This window comes from Peribacillus cavernae (assembly GCF_003989135.1).
Taxonomy (GTDB): Bacteria; Bacillota; Bacilli; order Bacillales; family DSM-1321; genus Peribacillus; species Peribacillus cavernae.
Genome location: NZ_RYZZ01000020.1, coordinates 14171 through 37243 on the forward strand (window position 1 = coordinate 14171; position 23073 = coordinate 37243).

The window sequence follows — 23073 nt, forward strand, 5'->3', positions numbered from 1 at the left end:
GTGAGAAAAACCAGGCCGCACATATGTTTTATGTGCGGCCTGGTTTTATTTAGCGTTTCCCTAAACGGATACCAGGGACCCGGGTATATTTTGTATTTGCCCCGATTACGTGCTAAACTGATTTTCATTAAAGGAACAAAAGCGGAAGGTCCATGTACGTCGGAGCTGGATGACCAAAATTAAGTGATCGACATAAAAATCAATTTAAAGTTTCCTATGTAGGAAACATGAGGCGGAGTTGTGGATGAACGGAAAAGAAAAACATTCGAAAAAAGATAATATCATCCTGTTTCCGGATCTTGCGGGGCGATTGGTGGATAAAGGATTGGATCAGCTTGCAAAAAAGGATTTCAGGGAAGCTGCTGCATTGTTTACTCAGGCAAGAGAACTCGATCCTGAAAATCCAGATTTAAATGTTGGGCTAGTCGTTTCCCTGGTAGAGCTTGGGTTATATCCAGAAGCTAAGGACTTATGCAGAGAGCTGCTGAACAAGGGAATCGGCGACTACTTTCAGGTCGTCAACATTTACTTGATGGTGCTTCTGCAATTGAATGAACATGAAGAAATGTCATCGACGATCAAAGCTTTGCTTGAGGATGATCATATCCCGCCTGATAAGATCGAACATTTTGAAAAGATGCTTCAGTTCAGCCAGCGCGTTAAGGAGGAAAAACAACATCAGGAAATCATAAAAGAAGAAAAAATCCACCATGAAATTGAAACAGACGGCTTGTTCGCTGATAAAACGGAAAGTGAAATCCTTTTAACGATTACGAGGCTTGCTGAAGTTAATATACGGCCATATGTACCGGAAATCAGGCAGTTTTTACTTGATGAACAGGCTAATCCGTTTTATAAAACAGTGCTGATTAATATAATGAAAGAACAGGAATACGACAAGGAAATAGACGTATCAAAGTTTAATGAGACGGTAACCATCATCCCGGCAGGCCTCGGGGATGTACTGGAAAGCGAATTTATCGTTGAAGTCACGAAGATTGCCGAGAAGCGTCTTGGTCAGGAAAATCCAACTTTGCTTGATATGGTGAAAAGTTTAATCGAAAGGCATAACTTCATTTTCTACCCAAATGACCCTTCGGAAAACCGTTTCGAGGAATGGGCAGCTGCTTATCAGGTGCTTGCAGAAGAATATCAAGGGATGAAACCGGATGCTGAAGAGATTGCAGATCTTTATCGAATTAATGCCGCTTCTATCATGCATCTTGTTTCCCATTTAAAAGAAATTGAGGAGATTTCTTACCCGACAATTTGACGTATAGCTGTTGTAACGCTTGAAACCTGTGTTATAATGTAGTGGTTGTAATATATATATCGTACAAAAAACGACGGATTCCCAATTGATTTGGGTATAATCGAAGGATGACTTGTTAAGACTTACAAAGCATTTTCATCCACCCGCTTATTCATGAAGTTTATAGATTTCTGGAGGGAAACACATGTCTGCAAAATGGGAAAAGTTAGAAGGGAACCAGGGGGTTCTTACAGTTGAGTTAGAGGCAGCTAAAGTGAACGAAGGTTTGGACGCTGCATTCAAAAAAGTTGTTAAACAGGTAAACGTACCTGGTTTCCGTAAAGGCAAAATACCGCGTCAGATGTTCGAAAAAAAATTCGGAGTAGAGTCTTTATACCAGGATGCTCTTGATATCATTCTTCCAGACGCATATACAAATGCTGTCGAAGAAGCAGGAATCAGCCCGGTTGACCAGCCGGAAATTGATATCGAACAAATGGAAAAAGGACAAAACTTAATCTTCAAAGCGACTATTACTGTTAAACCTGAAGTTAAATTAGGTGATTACAAAGGCATCGAAGTGGAAAAGTTCGATGCCGAAGTTACTGATGAAGACGTTGAAAACGAATTGAAAGCGCAGCAGGAGAAGCTGGCAGAGCTTGTCATTAGAGAAGAAGGAGCTGCCGAAAACGGAGACACACTAGTCGTCGATTTCGAAGGATTTGTAGATGGAGAGCCATTCGAAGGCGGGACTTCTGAAAACTATTCTTTAGAACTTGGTTCAAACTCTTTCATTCCTGGCTTTGAGGAAAAATTAGTCGGTGTCGAAACTGGTGCGGAAAAAGATGTCGAAGTGACATTCCCTGAAGAATACCATGCCGCCGAGCTTGCTGGGAAACCAGCAGTATTCAAAGTGAAAGTTCATGAAATCAAAACAAAACAGCTTCCTGAATTAGATGACGAGTTCGCGAAAGATGTCGATGAAGAAGTCGAAACACTGGCTGATCTTAAAGAAAAAACAAAGAAAAAACTTGAGCATGATAAGAAACATGAGCAAGAGCACTTTGTTCAGGATACAGTCGTAGAAAAGGCAGCTGCGAACTCAGAAATTGATATTCCGGAAGTGATGATTACCAACGAAGTCGGACGCATGATGGAAGAATTCGAACAGCGTCTTCAGGCCCAAAGCATGAATCTTGAGTTATACTATCAATTCTCCGGCCAGGATGAGGATGCATTAAAAGGCCAAATGAAGGAAGAAGCAGAAGGCCGTGTACGGACAAGCCTAACTTTAGAAGCAATTGCTGATGCTGAAAATATTGAAGCCGGCGAAGAAGATGTGAATGCAGAAGTGGAAAACATGGCTGGAATGTACAACATGGATGCGGAGATGATCAAGAATGCTCTTGGAAGTTTAGAAGGAGTAAAATCCGACCTAAAAATCCGCAAAGCGATTGAATTCCTTGTTGAAAACAGCAAAACAGTTGAATCACAACAATCATAAATATCATATATGACAAGGCGCGAGTTATCGTGCCTTGTTTTATACATAACAAGGTTTTTACCTCAGGTACTGTTTCTTAAAAGAGGGATCCAGCCGAATGTACGCATCAAAGAAGACAATTTCCTGATTGATTTTTTCCGGATTTCAGTGTAGATTATTTTTATTACAGCATATACATACTTTATATCTCTTTCCTTTTTTATTTCTAAGGTTTGGGAATCCCGGTGAAGGGCAAAATACATATTAATGATTTTTTTCTTATGATTTTTGGACAACTTACATGGATACAAGCATTTTTGTTACAAAATTTCCTGGAACATGCTACAATGCAATTCATACCTTCAAAATTAAAAATGCTTGCTTGGAAGGATAACTTTTTCTTTTAGCGAATTATTACCTTCACTATGTATAGATGGAAGAGTTTAAAAGGGGTGAAAAGTTCATGTTTAAATTTAATGACGAGAAAGGGCAGCTGAAATGCTCTTTTTGCGGTAAAACCCAGGAACAAGTCCGTAAATTGGTAGCAGGTCCGGGTGTATATATTTGCGACGAGTGTATTGAACTTTGCACGGAAATCGTGGAAGAGGAACTTGGTACCGAAGAAGAAGTTGAATTTAAGGATGTACCGAAACCGAAGGAAATTCGTGAAATCCTTGATGAGTATGTAATCGGCCAGGAACAGGCCAAGAAATCCCTGGCGGTTGCTGTTTACAATCACTATAAACGTATCAACTCCAATAGCAAAGTCGATGATGTAGAGCTTGCCAAGAGTAATATTAGTTTAATCGGACCTACGGGAAGCGGTAAAACACTTCTTGCCCAGACACTTGCACGTTTATTGAATGTTCCGTTTGCGATTGCAGATGCAACTTCTTTAACGGAGGCTGGATATGTAGGAGAAGATGTGGAGAACATCCTGTTGAAATTGATTCAGGCTGCCGACTATGATGTAGAGAAGGCTGAAAAGGGAATTATCTACATCGATGAAATCGATAAAGTGGCGCGTAAATCTGAAAACCCTTCGATCACACGTGATGTATCCGGGGAAGGAGTACAGCAGGCATTATTGAAAATCCTTGAGGGGACAGTAGCGAGTGTTCCGCCTCAGGGAGGGCGCAAACATCCGCATCAGGAATTTATCCAAATCGACACGACCAATATCCTGTTCATTTGTGGAGGGGCTTTCGATGGGATTGAGCCGATCATCAAACGCCGTTTAGGGCAAAAGGTCATCGGTTTCGGCTCTAACGCAAAAAAAGGTGATGTAAAGGAGAATGAACTGCTTTCAAAGGTTCTTCCTGAAGATTTGCTGCGTTATGGCTTAATTCCCGAATTCATCGGCCGTATTCCAGTAATTTCTACACTTGAGCAATTAGATGAGTCCGCTTTGATTGAAATTTTGACAAAGCCAAAAAATGCGCTTGTCAAACAATATAAAAAAATGCTTGAGCTTGATCACGTAGAGCTTGAATTTGAAAAAGACGCACTAAACGAAATCGCGAAGAAGGCAATCGAACGCAAGACAGGTGCGCGCGGGCTGCGCTCCATTATCGAAGGCATCATGCTGGAAGTGATGTTTGACCTGCCTTCACGGGATGATATTGAAAAATGCATCATCACCGCGGAAACAGTAGCAGACAATAAGCCGCCGAAATTAGTCTTGGCTGACGGCACGACCGTTAAAGGTGAAGAAAAGAAAACCTCAGCATAACAAGAAAAGCGTAAACGCCCTGTTCAGCCCTGACAAGCATAAGACAGATCCCGAAAGAAGGCGCTTTTTGCCTTCTGTAGGGAGATGGCTTATGACTCGAAGGGTTGGGCGTTGGAGCTGGACAACAAGAAAAGCGTAAACGCCCTGTTCAGCCCTGACAAGCATAAGACAGATCCTGAAAGAAGGCGCTTTTTGCCTATAGAGAGATGGCTTATGACTTGAGGTGCTAGGTGTCGGGGCTTGACAACTTCTAAGTTCGAAAATGCTGAACCAGACAAATATTCGAAAAAAGCTGCCGATAATTATCGGCGGCTTTTTTCAGTTATATTCGATTAAAGAGGAAAATGAATTGGCTAACACAATCCGAAAAAGTTGGATTAATTCCACTCATCCAAGGAGATACTAGCACTAATTACATACAAGGGAATGCAGGAGGGACTAAGATGAGCTGGACAAGTATAGCATTGTTTATCCAATTGTTTTTTGGGATTGTGATTGGTTTGTATTTTTTGAACTTGTTAAAGGGTCAGAGAACTCAAAAAGTGACGATTGACCGCGAATCAAAAAAGGAAATGGAAGTCTTAAGAAAAATGCGCTCTATTTCATTGACAGAACCGCTTTCAGAGAAGGTAAGGCCTGCAGCTTTTTCTGACATTGTCGGACAGGAAGATGGAATTAAGGCATTAAAAGCGGCCCTATGCGGCCCGAATCCGCAGCATGTTCTGATCTATGGGCCTCCTGGTGTTGGAAAGACAGCAGCAGCCCGGCTTGTGCTCGAGGAAGCCAAGAAAAATCCAAAATCGCCTTTCAGGCATTCTGCGATCTTTGTGGAGCTTGATGCCACGACAGCGAGATTTGATGAACGAGGGATTGCAGATCCGTTGATTGGTTCTGTTCATGATCCGATTTATCAGGGTGCAGGGGCAATGGGCCAGGCGGGCATCCCGCAGCCTAAACAGGGAGCAGTCAGCAACGCCCATGGCGGAGTGTTATTTATTGACGAAATTGGTGAGCTGCATATGATACAAATGAATAAACTTCTAAAGGTGCTTGAGGATCGTAAGGTTTTCATGGAAAGTGCGTATTATCAGGAAGACAATTCGAATATCCCAACGCATATACATGATATTTTTAAAAATGGATTTCCTGCCGATTTCAGGTTGATTGGCGCAACAACGAGAATGCCAAGTGAAATCCCCCCGGCTATCAGATCGCGCTGTATGGAAGTGTTTTTCCGTGAATTGGATCGGAAAGAAATTATCCAAGTTGCAAATGGTGCGGCGGAAAAGGTGAAGGTGACGATAAGTGATAAGGGGCTGGATACGATTGCGGAATATGCCCGCAACGGCAGGGAAGCAGTCAATATGGTCCAAATATTGGCAGGGATTGCAATCACTGAGGAAAGGCCCTTTATTAAGAATGAAGACATCGAATGGATTGCTCACAGCAGCCAATTATCACCAAGGATGGACCGGAAAATTGCCGATAAGCCAAAGGTCGGTTTGATTAACGGTTTGGCTGTACACGGACCGAATAGCGGATCCTTGCTTGAAATTGAAGTAACCGTGATACCAGCTGGTGAAAAAGGGAGCATTAATATTACCGGAATCGTCGAAGAAGAAAGCATAGGCAGCAGCGGGAAATCAGTTCGCAGAAAAAGCATGGCAAAGGGATCTATTGAAAATGTGATCACTGTTCTCCGTTCGATGGGGGTGCCTGCCGACCAGTTTGACATTCATGTGAACTTCCCGGGAGGAATACCCATTGATGGCCCGTCAGCGGGAATTGCGATGGCAACAGGAATCTATTCGGCGATTTATAAAATACCCGTGGACCATAGGGTGGCGATGACCGGAGAAATCAGCATTCACGGTAATGTTAAGCCGATAGGCGGGGTTGTCCCCAAGGTGAGGGCCGCCAAGCTTGCCGGTGCAAAGGCCGTAATTATCCCCCTGGAAAATATGCAGTCCATTCTTCAGGAGATAGATGGAATTGAAATCATTCCGGTAACTAACGTAAAAGAAGTATTTGAAAAAGCTTTGAAAAAGGATATTATTCCAGAACAAATTCTGCCTGAGTTAAACGCCAAGAAAGAAAGTGTATAAGAGATACCTCGGTTTCCTTTTGAACCGAGGGTTTCTTATGAAATTATCAAGCAGATGGGAATTCTTATTGCGTGCTTTCACCCGGGATATTGTACATAATAAAGGAGAATACAGGTGTCATATCAAACAGATAGACACTTCATAACAAATAGGATAGAATTGTGAAAAGGCTGGAAGAGCTGGCAAAAAAACACGATAATGATAAGACGATGCGATAAATTAATGGAGGTGTCAGGCATGGCTGATAACGAAATCATCGTCCCCCTCCTGCCGCTTAGAGGACTGCTTGTATATCCGACTATGGTACTGCACTTGGATGTCGGACGTGATAAATCTGTACAGGCTCTTGAAAAAGCAATGGTGGAAGACCATCTTATCTTTTTAACGACACAAAAAGATATATCCCTGGATGAACCAGGTGAAGATGATATATATAAAATGGGTACCCTTACGAAGGTTAAGCAGATGTTAAAGCTTCCAAACGGAACAATACGTGTATTGGTGGAAGGTTTGAACCGCGCTGAAATCAATGCCTTTTATGATAATGACACACACTTTTCCGCGAAGCTTGAAGTATATGAAGACAGCCCGGAAAAAGAAATCGAACATCAGGCACTGATGAGAACGCTGCTTGAATATTTCGAACAGTACATAAAGATGTCCAAGAAAATTTCCTCTGAGACTTTTTCATCGACGTCCGATATCGAAGAACCGGGCAGATTAGCTGATATTATTGCTTCACATCTACCGCTGAAGCTTAAGGAGAAGCAGGAGATCCTTGAGACAATTGACGTGAAAAAGCGCTTAAGCCGGGTCATTGAAATTATCAATAATGAAAAAGAAGTGCTTAATTTAGAGAAGAAAATTGGGCAGCGAGTAAAGCGTTCCATGGAAAGGACCCAGAAAGAATATTACTTGCGCGAACAAATGAAGGCAATCCAAAAAGAACTGGGTGATAAGGAAGGAAAGACCGGCGAAATTGCCCAGCTTACCGAGAAAATTGATGACACAGGAATGCCTGAGCATGTGAAAGAAACGGCTTTCAAAGAATTGGACCGTTACGAGAAGGTACCTTCAAGTTCTGCGGAAAGTGCCGTCATCCGCAATTATATTGATTGGCTTGTCTCCATTCCCTGGTCCAAGGCGACAAAGGATGATTTAAATATCCATAAAGCCGAAAAGATTTTAGACCGGGAACATCACGGGTTGGAAAAAGTCAAGGAACGTGTGCTCGAATATTTGGCCGTTCAACAGCTGACCAACTCATTAAAAGGGCCGATACTTTGCCTAGCCGGGCCACCAGGCGTCGGGAAAACAAGTCTTGCGAAATCAATCGCATCTTCTATGAACCGTAACTTTGTGAGAGTCTCCCTTGGCGGTGTCCGCGATGAATCTGAAATTCGCGGGCATAGACGGACATATGTCGGTGCAATGCCAGGCAGGATCATCCAGGGCATGAAAAAAGCGGCCACTGTAAACCCGGTCTTTCTTATCGATGAAATAGACAAAATGTCCAACGATTTCAGAGGAGATCCATCTTCGGCCATGCTTGAGGTGCTTGATCCGGAGCAAAACCACAATTTTAGTGATCACTACATTGAAGAAGCTTATGATTTATCAAAGGTGATGTTCATTGCAACGGCAAATAACCTGGCGACAATCCCGGGACCTCTTCGCGACCGGATGGAGATTATTTCAATTGCCGGCTATACGGAGATTGAAAAGCTGCATATCGCAAAGGACCATTTGCTTATTCGCCAGTTGAATGAACATGGTCTGCAGAAATCGCAGCTCCAGATCCGTGATGATGCGTTAATGAGCATTATTCGTCTCTATACCAGGGAATCAGGTGTCAGGAGCTTGGAGCGTCAGCTCGCGAGCATCTGCCGCAAAACAGCTAAAATCATTGTCTCCGGTGAGAAAAAGCGGGTGATCGTCAATGAGAAAAATATCGTGGACTTCCTGGGCAAGCCAATCTTCCATTACGGCCAGGCGGAGCTTGAGGACCAAGTCGGTGTTGCGACAGGACTTGCATATACGACAGTCGGCGGTGATACTCTGCAAATCGAAGTATCACTGTCTCCGGGCAAGGGTAAACTGGTGCTGACTGGAAAGCTGGGCGATGTCATGAAGGAATCGGCCCAGGCTGCTTTCAGTTATGTACGCTCAAAAACCGAGGAATTGAACATTGATGCTAACTTTCATGAAAAGCATGATATTCACATTCATGTTCCGGAAGGCGCTGTTCCAAAGGATGGTCCTTCTGCGGGGATTACGATTGCCACTGCCCTCATTTCGGCCCTGACAGGACGCCCGATCCGGAAAGAGGTAGGCATGACCGGGGAAATCACTCTTCGGGGGCGCGTGCTTCCTATTGGCGGCTTGAAGGAAAAGTCATTAAGCGCTCACCGGGCCGGCTTAACGAAGATTATCCTTCCGAAGGATAATGAAAAGGATATTGATGATATTCCAGAAAGCGTTCGAAATGAATTAGAATTTGTTCTTGTTTCACATGTTGATGAAGTTCTCGAGCATGCATTGGCAGGTGACAAAGCTTGAAGGTAACAAGTGCGGATATTGTCATCAGTGCAGTCAAGCCTGAACAATATCCTACAGAGCCCATCCCTGAATTTGCCCTCGCAGGACGGTCGAACGTTGGGAAATCCAGTTTTATCAATAAAATGATCAATCGGAAAAGCCTTGCCAGAACCTCATCCAAACCGGGCAAGACACAGACGCTTAATTTTTACATCATAAATGATCAGCTGCATTTCGTTGACGTTCCAGGTTACGGGTACGCAAAGGTATCGAAAACAGAGCGCGAAGCATGGGGAAGAATGCTTGAAACGTATTTTACTTCCCGGAAGCAGCTCCGGGCAGCGCTTTTGATTGTTGATTTGCGCCACCCCCCTACTAAAGATGACATTGCGATGTATAACTTTTTGAAGCACTATGAGCTTCCTTGTATCGTGGTAGCCACAAAAGCCGATAAGATTCCGAAAGGCAAATGGCAAAAGCATTTAAAAGTGACCCGGGAAACGCTTAATTTAGATCAGGATGACCAATTGATCTTGTTTTCAGGCGAAACCGGACAGGGCAAAGAGCAAGCGTGGGGCACCTTGAAATCATTTATGTAAGAAAGGTACCAGCGTGATTAAAGATCGGGTTAGACACCTAAATATGATGAAAGACTATACAAAATGAGGCCCGGAGTGATCCCCGGTCCTCATTTCTTTTTTTTTATAAAAAGCCTGATGCAATCAATACAAACGCCCAAAATTTCAAGCCATTCTCCAAAAGCCCGAGCCAGGAAATGACCCTGTGATAAAATAAAGTGATAATGGCAATAACTAATAATAGAATACTTCTTTTAGCCGGTTCGAATACTTGAAGTTATTCATCACTTTTGATATGGTAATTTTGTATGAATTGTCGAAATATGTACGGACAGTGTGATGATTATGTTAACACAGTTCAAGAACTGTTCATATTTTATTCAGTTCAAATAAGTCGTACGTGTTATAATAATTTAAGTGTATATTCAATTACTTGTGGGGGTGCGAAAAAGGGATGCATATTCTAGCAGTTGGACTAAATTATAAAACTGCCCCTGTAGAAATACGTGAAAAACTTTCATTTAATGAAGCCGAACTTGCCGAGGCAATGAAGGCACTTGAAAATAAAAAAAGTATCCTCGAGAATGTTATTGTTTCTACTTGCAACCGGACGGAAATATATGCTGTGGCAGACCAGCTGCATACGGCAAGATATTATATTAAAGAATTCCTTTCGGAGTGGTTCAATATTGATAAAGAAGAGTTCACTCCCTATCTTTTCATTTATGAAGGGGATGGCGTAATTGAACATTTGTTCCAGGTTTCCTGCGGCTTGAACTCCATGGTTCTCGGGGAGACCCAGATTCTTGGACAAGTCCGGTCAAGCTATATGCTTGCACAGAACGAAGGAACCATTGGTACAGTGTTTAACCACCTGTTCAAGCAGGCGCTTACGGTCGCAAAAAGAGCGCATGCTGAAACCGAAATCAATACGAATGCCGTTTCCATAAGCTATGCTGCAGTCGAACTCGCTAAAAAGATTTTCGGCAGCTTGAATGGCAAGAACGTCTTGATTATCGGTGCTGGAAAGATGGGAGAGCTTGCGATCCAGAACCTTCACAGCAATGGGGCAGACAGGATTACCGTGATAAACCGGACCTACGAAAAAGCGGTAGCCCTCGCTGGCCGCTTTTCGGGCTATGCAAAGCAGCTTCAGGAGCTGCAATGCGCCCTGGTGGAGGCAGATATTTTACTTACATCAACGGGTGCCAAGGACTTTGTCATCACCAAAGAAATGATGGATTCCGTAAATAAGCTTAGAAAAGGACGTCCTATCTTCATGGTTGACATCGCGGTGCCCCGTGATCTAGACCCTGCGCTTGCCGAAAATGAAAATGTGTTCCTTTATGATATTGACGATCTCGAAGGAATTGTTCAGGCGAATATGCAGGAGCGCAAACAAGCTGCCGAAAAAATTCTGCTTATGATCGAAGCTGAAATCGTCGAATTCAATCAGTGGATGAATTTGCTTGGCGTCGTACCAGTCATTTCCGCTCTGCGTGAAAAAGCACTTGGCATTCAGGCAGAGACGATGAACAGCATTGAAAGAAAGCTTCCGCATCTAAGTGACCGCGATAAAAAGGTGTTAAACAAGCATACAAAGAGCATCATCAATCAAATGCTCAAGGATCCGGTTCTTTATGCGAAAGAATTGGCGGGTGATCCGGATGCTAAGGAAGCATTGGATAGTTTTGTGAAAATTTTTCATATAGAGGAATTGGTTGAAGGCCAGGAGCCGGCTTCTGTGAAAGTTCAGGCGGAAGTTCCTGCTAAACTCAAGTCAATTCCTGTTAAGGCCTAGAGGTTTGTATGCTTGAACTATTTATGACAAGACTGCACGAAACAACGGTAATTTTGTATTCTTTGAGTGTGCTCTTATATTTCATTGATTTTCTTCATAATAACCGGAAGGCAAATCGGTTTGCCTTCTGGCTGCTGGCGATTGTTTGGTTTCTTCAAACAATTTTTTTATTTCTCTATGTGTTGGAGACAGGACGGTTTCCGGTCCTGACGATATTTGAAGGGCTCTATTTTTATGCCTGGATATTAATCACTCTGTCGTTAGTGATTAACAGGCTGCTCCGGGTAGATTTCATCGTGTTTTTTACCAACGTTATCGGTTTTATCGTGATGGCGGTTCACACCTTTGCACCGGTTCAGATCGAATCGGCTGTGCTTGCACAAAAGCTGGTATCTGAGCTGCTGCTTATCCATATTACTATGGCGATATTTTCATACGGAGCCTTTTCACTATCATTTGTTTTTTCCCTGCTCTATTTAATTCAATACGACCTGCTCAAACGAAAGAAGTGGGGGAAACGGCTAATGAGACTTGGGGATCTTGCGAAGCTTGAGCACATGTCCTATATCCTTGCGGTAATAGGAGTACCAATGCTTGTTTTTTCGCTTATCTTAGGCTTGCAGTGGGCTTATATAAAAGTCCCTGATCTATTCTGGTACGACCCGAAAATTATCGGTTCATTCATTGTATTAACAGCTTATAGCGTGTATTTATATGTAAAGCTTCGGAAACAAATGTATGGGAAGATTCTTGCTTATTGGAATATTGGTTCTTTTTTGATTGTGATCATTAATTTCTCCCTGTTTGGGAGTCTTTCAACATTCCACTTTTGGTATACATAGGAGGAAATCATGAGAAAAATTATTGTCGGTTCACGGCGGAGCAGATTAGCGATCACCCAAACAAATTGGGTCATTAATCAATTGAAACAGCTTGGAGCTCCTTTTGAATTTGAGGTAAAGGAGATCGTGACAAAAGGTGACCGGATTCAAGACGTGACCCTTTCCAAAGTGGGCGGCAAGGGGCTTTTTGTCAAAGAAATCGAACAGGCGATGCTTGATAAGGAAATCGATATGGCGGTTCACAGTATGAAGGATATGCCCGCCGTGCTGCCGATCGGCTTGACAATTGGCTGTATACCTCCTAGGGAAGACCATCGCGATGCCTTAATTTCAAAGAATCATATTCCTTTTAAAGAGCTGAAAGAAGGAGCTGTCATCGGGACAAGCAGTCTGCGCCGCAGTGCACAGCTGCTTGCGAGAAGGCCGGACCTTGAAATTAAGTGGATCCGCGGCAATGTGGATACACGCCTGGAAAAACTCGCTAACGAAGGGTATGATGCAATCATTCTCGCTGCTGCCGGCCTGTCCCGCCTGGGCTGGAAGCAGGAAGTCGTTACACAATTTTTAGAAACAGATCTATGTTTGCCTGCAGTTGGCCAGGGAGCTCTTTCAATCGAGTGCCGTGAAGCCGATGATGAGCTTCTTGCAGAACTTGAAAAGCTGACATGCGAAGAAACGAAACGGGCTGTCAGGGCCGAACGGGCATTTCTTGATAAAATGGAAGGCGGCTGCCAAGTGCCAATCGCGGGATATGCAACGGTAAAAGAAAATGGTACAGTTACCCTGGCCGCTCTGGTCGCATCTCCGGACGGCAAAACGATTTATAAAGAAGTACTCGAAGGAAATGAACCGGAGGATCTAGGGCATGCAGCCGCCCGTATCTTAACGGACAATGGTGCCAAAGAACTGATCGACCGTGTGAAAGCGGAGTTAGGTCAGTAATGAACGCGATCAAACCGCTAAAAGGATATAATGTCCTGGTTACCAGAGGAAAAGAGCAGGCAGCAGACCTGATTCAGACAATTGCTGCAAACGGAGGGATTCCGCACGCGGTCCCCCTTATTGACTTTGTCCTGCCAAAGGATGCGGACAGGGTGAAACAACAGCTTACCCGTCTCGAAGAATATGACTGGCTGGTCTTCACGAGCCAAAATGGTGTGGACTTTTTCTTTAAGCAATTACAACAGGTGAAAACACCGCTAAACATGCCTAAAATAGGGGTAATAGGGAATAAAACGAAGAAAGCACTTGCCAGAAACGGGCATGATGCTGATTTTATGCCTGATCAATTTATAGCTGAGGTGTTTGCGGCACAATTCCCCGCGCATCTTACACAAAATGATAAGGTGTTAATCGTGAAAGGAAATCTCGCACGTTCTACTATATATGACGAAATTAAAAAGTTCAGCCAGAACTGTGAGGAAATGATTATCTATGAAACAATATTTCCGGAAACTAGTCTAAAACAATTGACTGAACTGCTGCAGACCGCAAAGATAAATATCGTTACATTTACCAGTTCGTCAACGGTTGATCATTTTATGGGAGCCGTGAACAGGATTGCAATGCAGAAGGAAGCATCGAAACCGATCATTGTTTGCATCGGGCCGATCACGAGAAAAACAGCGGAAAGCTATGGCTTGAACGTTGATGTATGCCCTGATCATGAATATACAACCCATGCAATGATAGAGTGCTTGGTACGGTACTTACAAGATCATAATCAGAAGGAGGAATTATCATGAAAGAGCTTCAATTTAACCGTCACCGCCGCTTGCGTTCAAATGCCAGCATGAGAGCTTTGGTGCGGGAAACGCATCTCCATAAAGAAGATCTGATTTATCCGATTTTTATCATTGATGGGGAGCAAGTAAAAAATGAAGTCTCCTCGATGCCGGGTGTTTTTCAGATTTCGATGGATAACCTGAGGACTGAAATGGAAGAAGTTACAGGCCTGGGCATTAAATCTGTCATTCTATTCGGAGTCCCGCATGAACATGATAAGGACGAGCAGGGGACAGGTGCCTTCGACCATAACGGACTAGTTCAGCAGGCGACCCGATTCATCAAGAAAGAGTTCCCGGAAGTCATTGTTATTGCCGATACTTGTCTTTGTGAATACACAAGCCATGGACACTGCGGCATTGTCGAAGACGGCAAAATTTTAAATGATGCTTCGCTTGACCTTCTTGCCAAAACAGCCATCAGCCAGGCTGAAGCAGGCGCAGATATTATCGCTCCTTCAAACATGATGGACGGTTTCGTCACAGCCATCCGCGCCGGATTGGATGAAGCGGGTTACGTTGATATCCCGATTATGTCCTATGCTGTCAAATATTCATCTGCCTTTTACGGTCCTTTCCGTGAGGCTGCCAACGGCGCACCACAGTTCGGGGACCGCAAAACTTACCAAATGGATCCGGGCAACCGTATCGAGGCGTTCCGTGAAGCGGAGTCCGATGTCGTCGAAGGTGCCGATTTCCTGATTGTCAAACCAGCCCTTTCTTATATGGATATCATCCGTGATCTAAAAAATAATTTTACCCTGCCGGTGGTTGCCTATAACGTAAGCGGTGAATATTCGATGATTAAAGGCGCAGCCCTTAATGGCTGGATTGATGAAAAAGCAATCGTCATCGAAATGTTGACTGGCTTCAAACGTGCCGGTGCTGATTTGATCATCACCTATCATGCCAAGGATGTTGCCCGCTGGATCAACGAAGAGAAGTAATTTGAGAATACATTCACATGAAAAGGGGATGGATTTATGCGCTCTTATGAAAAATCAAAGCAGGCCTTTGCGGAAGCTGTCGGCCTCATGCCTGGCGGTGTAAATAGTCCGGTTCGTGCTTTTAAATCAGTCGATATGGAGCCGATCTTTATGGAACGCGGCAAAGGCTCGAAAATCTACGATATCGATGGCAATGAATACATTGATTATGTCCTTTCGTGGGGACCGTTAATCTTAGGGCACACCAATGACAGAGTCGTTGAAGCGCTAAAGAAAGTAGCCGAAACAGGGACAAGCTTCGGCGCGTCCACTTTAATCGAAAATAAACTGGCGCAGCTTGTCATCGACAGAGTCCCTTCTGTTGAAATGATCCGGATGGTATCTTCAGGCACGGAAGCGACAATGAGTGCGCTCCGTCTGGCCCGCGGCTATACAGGCCGCAATAAAATCCTTAAATTCGAAGGCTGTTACCACGGCCATGGAGACTCGCTGCTGATCAAAGCTGGCTCAGGGGTGGCTACATTGGGATTGCCCGACAGCCCCGGTGTTCCAGAGGGAACTGCCAAGAATACAATTACTGTGCCTTACAATGACCTCGAAAGCGTCAAATATGCATTTGAACAATTTGGCGTTGACATAGCCTGTATCATTGTCGAACCGGTCGCCGGAAACATGGGCGTCGTACCGCCTCAGCCAGGATTCCTCGAGGGACTTCGGGAAATCACGAAAACGAACGGTTCGCTGCTGATCTTTGATGAGGTCATGACCGGTTTTCGCGTCGGGTTCAATTGTGCGCAAGGGTACTTTGGCATCGATCCGGATCTTACCTGTCTTGGGAAGGTAATCGGCGGCGGTCTTCCAGTAGGCGCTTTCGGCGGCAAAAAAGAAATCATGGAACAAATCGCGCCAAGCGGGACAATCTATCAGGCGGGAACATTGTCCGGGAATCCACTCGCGATGACTGCCGGATTCGAAACGTTGAACCAATTAACGCCTCAAGTTTATGAAGAATTTAAGCGTAAAGGCGATATGCTCGAAAAAGGCATCGGCGAGGCCGCGAAGAAATATGACATTCCGTATACCTTTAACCGTGCCGGTTCGATGATTGGCCTGTTCTTTACCAATGAAGCTGTTATCAATTATGAAAAAGCAAAAACTTCTGATTTGAATTTTTTCGGCAGCTATTATCGTGAAATGGCCGAACAGGGTGTTTACCTGCCGCCATCGCAATTCGAAGGCCTGTTCCTATCCACTGCCCATTCAGACGAAGACATCGAAAGAACGATTGCAGCGGCAGAACAGGCGTTTTCGAAGCTAAGATAAGAAAAGCGCAAGTACCTTGTAATAAGGAACGTCATCTAAGACCGCCACATTCTTATGTCTTCGTCGGCACTAGCATGTCCTGTGCGTCGGGGCTAGGCAGCTTGCGCTAGACATCAGTTCACATTGAAAAAATTATACTTTCTTATCTCTAAATATAACAAGGGTCTTTCTTTTATCAACGAATAGAAGAAAGGCCCTTATTTGTCTCCTCTTTTCCTTAACCGGATTATGGCATAAATGATTTTGTTGCTTCATAGATTGTTAATGGCATAGTCATTGTTTTTCTCTAAGGGAGGAGGAGTTGTTTTGTCGAAAGAAAATCAATCGTATTTACGATTTTCATTAGAAGAGTCGATTTGGTTTCAGAAGGGACAGGAAGTCGCTGAACTATACTCCATTTCGCTGGAACCGAATGTGACAATCCAGGAAAATGACCAATATGTAGTGATTAAAGGAACGCTTGATTTAAGCGGGGAATACAAAGAAGAAGAGCGCAATGGTGAATCTGAAATTAAGAATTACATTCAAAATTATCATCCAAAGACCATTCAGGAAGTGGATAGAGGGGAAGATGGCTTAAACGAATTCTTTCACCGTTTCCCGGTGGATATTACCATTCCCTATAATCGGATCAATTCGCTTCAGGATGTTGATGTAGAGATCCAGACCTTCGATTATGTACTTCCTGAAAAAAATTGCCTGAAGCTTCAGGCTGACCTGCTGATCACAGGTATATACAGGGAGAAACAAGCAGAAACAGCAGAACACGAGGAAGAGAACGACCTGGAATATGAATATAAACAGTCTGAAGAATATTCCTATGAGAATTACGTAGGCGAATATCCCAGACACGAAGATCATGTGCCTCACCGTTTCGAATATGAAGAAAGTCTGGCTGATAGCGATGCAGAATTAATTTCACGCCAAGAGGAGCCTGTCGGGGAATCTGCGGCCCCTGAAGATCTGGAGAGTGGAAGGGAATATCTGCAGGTTGATGAACCGTATCAAGCGGGGATTGAACGTCCGGCATCGAAAGAAAGCCCCGCTGGTGAACGGGATGATGAAGAACTGTACAGCCCGTTTTTTGCTGAAGCAAAGAAGTTCCCAGAAGAGGAGAGAGAAGAAGAAACAGAACCGACTTTAGTAAGCAAGCAACCGGAAATCCCTGTATTTGAAATTCCGTTGGAGCCACTTTATCAAGAATTGAAAACAAAAATGCCAGAATGGCAAAAAGAGCCTGAGACAGCTCATCCCAAGGCTGATACCAAACCTGGAAGCTTCTATATAGAGGAAGATCCCGAGTCTGGAGCAGCGAAGGTTGTCCAGGAGGAACAGAAACCTGATGAGATAGACCGGGAACCTGTCCAGGCCGAACATCAGCCGGTCAAGGAAGAGCCAATCTATGATCCTGTCCAGGCAGGCCAGGAGGCTGTTCAAGAGGAGCCTATACAAGTTTCCAACCGGACAGAACAGGAGGCTGTTCAGGAGAAACCAGTTCATAATTCCAGCTGGGCAGAACAAAAGCCTATCAAGGAAGAGCCCGTCCAAGCATCTGTCCAGGCAGAACAGGAACAGATCCAAGATGATTATTCACCTATTTTAAACCTTGTGAAAAAAGTTGACAGACCATCTGTTCAGAATAAATCCCGCAAAGGGAATTCTTCTGCGAATAAGGAAAAAGAAAGACCGGATGAGAAAGACGATGAACAGCTTTCACTTATGGATTTCTTTGGCAGGAAGCAGGAAGAGGAACTGACAAAGGTGAAGGTTTGCATTGTCCAGCATGGGGATACGCTGACTACATTAGCGGAACGTTATGAAGTAAACGTTCAATCCCTGCTGATCCGCAATGGGTTTGATCAGAGCCACGATGTCTTCGAAGGCCAGGTACTTTACATTCCAAAAGCTATGTCATTTAAATGATAGGCTAAAAAAAGATAGCAGAGACGACGTACGCCGTGCTCTGCTATTTTTTCATAAAAGTGCAAATGTACCGAGAAAAGGAATATATCAAAAATTTCCCAATCACATGAAGGTGAGTGGATCTCGTGAACAGGAACGAGAATCAGGTTATGGAAGCAGAAGCCATTCTGCAGTACTATTCATTACATGTCAATTATGTCGAAAACTACGGCAAAGTAAAAAAAATCTATAGCGATAAAGGCGTATTTGCGCTGAAGACGATATCGCCCCATGCGGGAATGGATTTTTTCAGGAATATTCAGCACTTATATCAACGCGGCTATAACCGGATTGTTCCGATTTATCCAGCGGTTGACGGAAGATATGCTGTTCTCGACAACGGCAAGTTATATTATTTGATGCCTTGGCTGCTTGACAAAGAAACAGAAGAACGGGATGAACGCCATATGCGTTTATTTCGTGAACTTGCGAGAATGCACGCTCTTTCTGTAAAGGAAATCCCGGTCAATAAAGAGAATAGAGAAGAACATTATCAACAGACCACAGAACAGTGGAAAAAACAGCGTGAGTTTATCGAAGAATTCGTCCATAGTTGTGAAAAGAAATGGTATATGTCACCGTTTGAGCTGCTGTTTTGTATGTACTTTACTGATATTTTGCAGGCTTTGAAATATGCGGAGAAAAAGCTTGAAGAGTGGTATGAGAAGACAAAGGATGATGAGAAAGTCAGAACCGTAGTCACGCATGGTAAACTATCGATCCAGCACTTTATTTACGATGACAGAGGGTATGGACATTTTATTAATCTTGAAGACTCAAAGATAGTCCCGCCTCATTTTGATTTGCTGCCATTTTTGGTTACATCGGCAAGAACGTATCCGACTCAGGGTGATGAATACGTTAATTGGCTCTACAATTACCTTACGTATTTTCCGCTGAGAGAAGAAGAAATGTTATTGTTTCAAAGTTATCTGGCCTATCCGGGATCCTCCATCCAGAGCGTCAGGAATTACTTTGAAAAAAAAGGAGGAAAAAGTGAATTAGCTTATGTCAGCCAGCTTCAGCGGCAATACTGGCTTTTGAAAAATATTGAATATGTCGTCACGAAAATCGAGGAAATGGAGCAGAAAAAGAAAGAGGCTGCCCAGGATGAGCAACCGCAGGAGTAAAGAAAATCAAACGCCCAAATGCGGCCGGTCCATCTAAATCCATTCAAGATGGAAGGCTACAGCTATTAATATAAATACTGCCAGCAACAGGACATCCACTGCAGTCGGAAGCAATAAAGTCCTGATCGCCTGGAAAATCGTAAAAGGAATGATGAATTGGCCGCAAACGCCGCGAATTGTTCTGAGCCATGGAGGCAATGCATAAGGAGAGTATCTTCGTTTCATGATCGTATCCATCCTTTTTTTAAAAGATAAAAATATAGTTCTGGACTTTGAAAGTTGTCTGGGGCAAGCAGCCTCGCGAGTATTCATGTTTACAAGGCGCTTGCGCTTTTCTTAGTAGTAGCATCTTATGCCTCCCTGAGAAAATTGTGCCTTTCACCTAACAAACGCTTTCACATATGGGTATAGAATAATAAAAAAACGGAAAAGATTATTGACTATAGACCATATAACAAGTTATTCTGTACTATATAATTGAACTTCTAACAGCATTTTAATATTTTAAAACCATGAACAGGAATAGTAAGATACCCTTACTGCTTTACAGAGAAGGAAACCGTCAGCTGCGAGGTTTCCAAGCGGTACGATCTGAAGTCGCCTGTGAGTTGTTTCCGTGAACCAAATTTGTAGCGGAAACCGGCAAAGAGCCGTTATCTCATTTGAGAGCCGAACAAGAGTAATCTGTATGCAGGATTCTTATTCGGAAAAAAGGTGGCACCGCGAACAACTCCCTTCGTCCTTTTGTGATGAAGGGGGTTTTTTTATTTTCTAAAGAGGCCGATGAAGGAGGAGTTATCAATGGAAGAGCAAAAGCAGTCAATGCCGACTAAATATGATCCGCAAACAATTGAAAAAGGCCGTTACGAATGGTGGCTGAAAGAAAAGTTTTTTGAAGCGAAAAACGAAGGCGAAAAACAGCCATACACAATCGTTATTCCTCCTCCAAACGTGACAGGGAAACTGCATTTAGGTCATGCCTGGGATACCACATTACAGGATATTTTAACCCGCATGAAGCGGATGCAGGGGTACGATGTATTATGGCTTCCCGGGATGGACCATGCCGGAATTGCAACACAGGCTAAGGTGGAAGAAAAACTGCGCTCAGAAGGCAAAAGCCGTTATGATCTGGGCCGGGAGAAATTTCTGGAAGAGACATGGAAATGGAAAGGTGAATATGCAAACCATATTCGAAAGCAATGGTCTAAATTGGGGCTTGGCCTTGATTATTCAAGAGAGCGTTTCACGCTGGATGAAGGACTTTCAAAGGCGGTTCGCGAAGTATTCGTATCCCTGTACAATAAAGGATTGATCTATCGCGGCGAATACATCATCAACTGGGATCCATCGACCAAAACGGCCCTTTCTGATATCGAGGTTATTTACAAGGATGTGCAAGGTGCCTTTTATCATATGAGATATCCGTTGGCAGACGGTTCAGGACATATTGAGATAGCTACGACACGTCCGGAGACCATGCTAGGCGACACGGCCGTAGCTGTCCATCCTGAAGATGACCGCTACAAGCACTTAATCGGAAAAACCGTCATCCTTCCGATTATCGGAAGAGAGATTCCGATAATCGGCGACGACTATGTAGATATGGACTTCGGTTCAGGTGCGGTAAAAATCACACCAGCCCACGATCCGAACGATTTTGAAATCGGCAACCGCCACAACCTGGAGCGAATCCTGGTGATGAATGAAGACGGTACAATGAATGGCAAAGCAGGAAAATACGAAGGCATGGATCGTTTCGAATGCCGCAAACAAATCGTGAAGGATCTACAGGATCAGGGTATCCTCTTCAAGATTGAGGACCATCTTCACTCGGTCGGCCATTCAGAACGCAGCGGAGCAGTGGTTGAACCCTATCTCTCGACTCAATGGTTTGTAAAAATGCAGCCCCTGGCTGATGAAGCAGTTGCACTTCAACAAAAACCCGAAAGCGAAAAGGTTCATTTCATTCCAGACCGGTTTGAGAAGACCTATCTTCATTGGATGGAAAATATCCGCGATTGGTGTATTTCACGGCAGCTATGGTGGGGACATCGCATCCCGGCCTGGTATCACAAAGAAACAGGCGAAATATTCGTAGGGCAAGAAGCACCCGCGGATCTTGAAAACTGGGAACAGGATAACGACGTTCTTGATACATGGTTCAGCTCGGCGCTATGGCCTTTCTCGACAATGGGTTGGCCTGATGCAGAATCTGCTGATTACAAACGGTACTATCCAACGGCGGCGCTTGTAACCGGCTATGATATCATTTTCTTCTGGGTATCGCGGATGATTTTCCAGGGACTTGAGTTCACTGGGGAAAGACCGTTCAAAGATGTATTGATCCACGGTTTGGTCCGTGACTCGCAGGGACGCAAGATGAGCAAATCACTTGGCAATGGTGTCGATCCTATGGAAGTAATCGATCAATACGGCGCCGACTCTCTGCGGTATTTCTTGTCAACCGGAAGTTCTCCGGGACAGGATTTGCGCTACAGCAACGAAAAGGTAGAAGCTGTTTGGAACTTCGCCAATAAGATCTGGAATGCCTCCCGCTTCGCTTTGATGAATATGGAAGGTTTAACATATGAAGAAATCGACATAAACAGTGAAAAATCGGTAGCTGACAAGTGGATTCTGACCCGCCTGAATGAAACGATTGAAACAGTAACAAGGCTTGCCGACAAGTATGAGTTTGGAGAAGTAGGTCGTGTACTTTATAACTTTATCTGGGATGATTTCTGTGACTGGTACATTGAAATGGCCAAGCTTCCGCTTTACGGAGAGGAAGAGGATTCCAAGAAGACAACCCGCTCCATCCTTGCCTATGTACTAGATAATACGATGAGATTGCTCCACCCATTCATGCCGTTTATTACCGAGGAAATATGGCAGAACCTGCCGCATCATGGCGAATCGATCACGGTAGCTGCTTGGCCGAAAGCAAATGGAGAGCTTACAGATACAGAAGCTTCTGAAGAAATGAAGCTGCTCGTAGAAATAATCCGTTCTGTACGCAACATCCGTGCCGAGGTAAATACGCCGATGAGCAAGAAGATCAAGCTGATCCTGAAAGCGAAGGACGAAACGATAGCAAACACTTTGAACAAAAACAGCGCCTATATCGAGCGTTTCTGTAACCCTGAGGAATTAACGATCGGTACAGAGGTTGAAGAACCTGGCCAGGCGATGACAGCCGTCGTTACCGGTGTCGAATTGATTCTTCCGCTGCAGGGCTTAATCAATATCGAGGAAGAAATCAAACGTCTCGAAAAAGAACTCGATAAACTGAACAAAGAAGTCGATCGTGTTCAGAAGAAATTAAGCAATGAAGGCTTTGTAAAAAAAGCGCCGGAGAACGTAATTGAAGAAGAACGTGCGAAGGAACAGGACTACAGCGAAAAACGGGATGCTGTCATTTACAGGATTAATGAACTGAAGCAGCTGTAAGAGAAAAGCAAAAGCGCCCTGTAACAAGGAATGAATATCGACTAACATCCGGGATATCCTCGAAAAGCTAACACTTTCCTTACGAAGAATGTAACGCCGCCAAAGCGTTCCTTGTCCTGTACAAGTCCGGTAAATATAAGACC

Annotated in this window: 16 protein-coding genes and 1 other annotated feature; of the genes, 15 read left to right on the forward strand and 1 reads right to left on the reverse strand. The window is 43.9% G+C overall.

What is annotated here, in order from left to right; translation table 11 throughout:
* The first annotated feature begins 244 nt into the window (after positions 1–244).
* The 14 genes from ELQ35_RS14385 to ysxE all read left to right on the forward strand — a co-directional run bounded on the left by ELQ35_RS14385 (position 245) and on the right by ysxE (position 19477).
* Positions 245–1273, forward strand: coding sequence for a tetratricopeptide repeat protein (locus ELQ35_RS14385; RefSeq protein ID WP_126865517.1), 1029 nt, complete (start codon positions 245–247; stop codon positions 1271–1273).
* Between the two features lie 184 nt (positions 1274–1457).
* The gene (gene tig, locus ELQ35_RS14390) at positions 1458–2756 is read left to right on the forward strand and encodes a trigger factor (protein ID WP_126865518.1); all 1299 of its coding nucleotides are present in this window, start codon (positions 1458–1460) and stop codon (positions 2754–2756) included.
* A gap of 442 nt (positions 2757–3198) precedes the next feature.
* A complete protein-coding gene (gene clpX / locus ELQ35_RS14395) occupies positions 3199–4467 on the forward strand; it encodes an ATP-dependent protease ATP-binding subunit ClpX (RefSeq protein ID WP_126865519.1) in 1269 nt (422 codons plus the stop codon).
* A gap of 443 nt (positions 4468–4910) precedes the next feature.
* The gene (gene lonB, locus ELQ35_RS14400; RefSeq protein WP_126865520.1) at positions 4911–6572 is read left to right on the forward strand and encodes an ATP-dependent protease LonB; all 1662 of its coding nucleotides are present in this window, start codon (positions 4911–4913) and stop codon (positions 6570–6572) included.
* Positions 6573–6809: 237 nt separating this feature from the next.
* A complete protein-coding gene (gene lon / locus ELQ35_RS14405) occupies positions 6810–9131 on the forward strand; it encodes an endopeptidase La (RefSeq protein ID WP_126865521.1) in 2322 nt (773 codons plus the stop codon).
* Entirely contained in the window at positions 9128–9709 is a 582-nt protein-coding gene (gene yihA, locus ELQ35_RS14410) for a ribosome biogenesis GTP-binding protein YihA/YsxC (RefSeq protein ID WP_126865522.1), read from the forward strand. The genes lon and yihA overlap by 4 nt, the downstream gene beginning before the upstream one ends.
* A gap of 433 nt (positions 9710–10142) precedes the next feature.
* On the forward strand, positions 10143–11489 hold the full coding sequence (gene hemA, locus ELQ35_RS14415) for a glutamyl-tRNA reductase (RefSeq protein ID WP_126865523.1): 1347 nt from the start codon (positions 10143–10145) through the stop codon (positions 11487–11489).
* Between the two features lie 8 nt (positions 11490–11497).
* Complete coding sequence (locus tag ELQ35_RS14420) at positions 11498–12331, forward strand: cytochrome C assembly family protein (RefSeq protein WP_126865524.1); 834 nt, start codon at positions 11498–11500, stop codon at positions 12329–12331.
* 9 nt (positions 12332–12340) lie between these two features.
* The gene (gene hemC, locus ELQ35_RS14425) at positions 12341–13273 is read left to right on the forward strand and encodes a hydroxymethylbilane synthase (protein WP_126865525.1); all 933 of its coding nucleotides are present in this window, start codon (positions 12341–12343) and stop codon (positions 13271–13273) included.
* The gene (locus ELQ35_RS14430; RefSeq protein WP_126865526.1) at positions 13273–14076 is read left to right on the forward strand and encodes a uroporphyrinogen-III synthase; all 804 of its coding nucleotides are present in this window, start codon (positions 13273–13275) and stop codon (positions 14074–14076) included. Before hemC ends, ELQ35_RS14430 begins: the two co-directional genes overlap by 1 nt.
* Positions 14073–15062 carry a porphobilinogen synthase gene (gene hemB, locus ELQ35_RS14435; protein ID WP_126865527.1) on the forward strand — a complete coding sequence of 330 codons (990 nt, stop codon included), beginning with the start codon at positions 14073–14075 and terminating at the stop codon, positions 15060–15062. Before ELQ35_RS14430 ends, hemB begins: the two co-directional genes overlap by 4 nt.
* Before the next feature lie 36 nt (positions 15063–15098).
* Complete coding sequence (gene hemL / locus ELQ35_RS14440; RefSeq protein WP_126865528.1) at positions 15099–16385, forward strand: glutamate-1-semialdehyde 2,1-aminomutase; 1287 nt, start codon at positions 15099–15101, stop codon at positions 16383–16385.
* A 306-nt stretch (positions 16386–16691) separates the two neighbouring features.
* Positions 16692–18308 (forward strand): stage VI sporulation protein D, encoded by a 1617-nt coding sequence (gene spoVID / locus ELQ35_RS14445; protein ID WP_185861777.1) that lies wholly within the window; start codon positions 16692–16694, stop codon positions 18306–18308.
* 125 nt (positions 18309–18433) lie between these two features.
* On the forward strand, positions 18434–19477 hold the full coding sequence (gene ysxE / locus ELQ35_RS14450; RefSeq protein WP_246026082.1) for a spore coat protein YsxE: 1044 nt from the start codon (positions 18434–18436) through the stop codon (positions 19475–19477).
* A 33-nt stretch (positions 19478–19510) separates the two neighbouring features.
* Here the strand turns inward: ysxE and ELQ35_RS14455 are convergent, their stop codons facing one another.
* Positions 19511–19702 carry a hypothetical protein gene (locus tag ELQ35_RS14455; RefSeq protein ID WP_126865530.1) on the reverse strand — a complete coding sequence of 64 codons (192 nt, stop codon included), beginning with the start codon at positions 19700–19702 and terminating at the stop codon, positions 19511–19513.
* A 278-nt stretch (positions 19703–19980) separates the two neighbouring features.
* Positions 19981–20224: a binding site (T-box leader), on the forward strand.
* A gap of 54 nt (positions 20225–20278) precedes the next feature.
* On the opposite strand from ELQ35_RS14455, the gene ELQ35_RS14460 reads away from it, so the two are divergent.
* Complete coding sequence (locus ELQ35_RS14460; protein WP_126865531.1) at positions 20279–22930, forward strand: valine--tRNA ligase; 2652 nt, start codon at positions 20279–20281, stop codon at positions 22928–22930.
* Positions 22931–23073 lie beyond the last annotated feature (143 nt).

Excerpts from the sequence above, each read along its gene's own strand:
- ELQ35_RS14385 (WP_126865517.1), top strand. The coding sequence starts at position 245 with ATGAACGGAAAAGAAAAACATTCGAAAAAAGATAATATCATCCTGTTT.
- tig (WP_126865518.1), top strand. The coding sequence starts at position 1,458 with ATGTCTGCAAAATGGGAAAAGTTAGAAGGGAACCAGGGGGTTCTTACA.
- clpX (WP_126865519.1), top strand. The coding sequence starts at position 3,199 with ATGTTTAAATTTAATGACGAGAAAGGGCAGCTGAAATGCTCTTTTTGC.
- lonB (WP_126865520.1), top strand. The coding sequence starts at position 4,911 with ATGAGCTGGACAAGTATAGCATTGTTTATCCAATTGTTTTTTGGGATT.
- lon (WP_126865521.1), top strand. The coding sequence starts at position 6,810 with ATGGCTGATAACGAAATCATCGTCCCCCTCCTGCCGCTTAGAGGACTG.
- hemA (WP_126865523.1), top strand. The coding sequence starts at position 10,143 with ATGCATATTCTAGCAGTTGGACTAAATTATAAAACTGCCCCTGTAGAA.
- ELQ35_RS14420 (WP_126865524.1), top strand. The coding sequence starts at position 11,498 with ATGCTTGAACTATTTATGACAAGACTGCACGAAACAACGGTAATTTTG.
- hemC (WP_126865525.1), top strand. The coding sequence starts at position 12,341 with ATGAGAAAAATTATTGTCGGTTCACGGCGGAGCAGATTAGCGATCACC.
- ELQ35_RS14430 (WP_126865526.1), top strand. The coding sequence starts at position 13,273 with ATGAACGCGATCAAACCGCTAAAAGGATATAATGTCCTGGTTACCAGA.
- hemB (WP_126865527.1), top strand. The coding sequence starts at position 14,073 with ATGAAAGAGCTTCAATTTAACCGTCACCGCCGCTTGCGTTCAAATGCC.
- hemL (WP_126865528.1), top strand. The coding sequence starts at position 15,099 with ATGCGCTCTTATGAAAAATCAAAGCAGGCCTTTGCGGAAGCTGTCGGC.
- ELQ35_RS14455 (WP_126865530.1), bottom strand. The coding sequence starts at position 19,702 with ATGAAACGAAGATACTCTCCTTATGCATTGCCTCCATGGCTCAGAACA.
- ELQ35_RS14460 (WP_126865531.1), top strand. The coding sequence starts at position 20,279 with ATGGAAGAGCAAAAGCAGTCAATGCCGACTAAATATGATCCGCAAACA.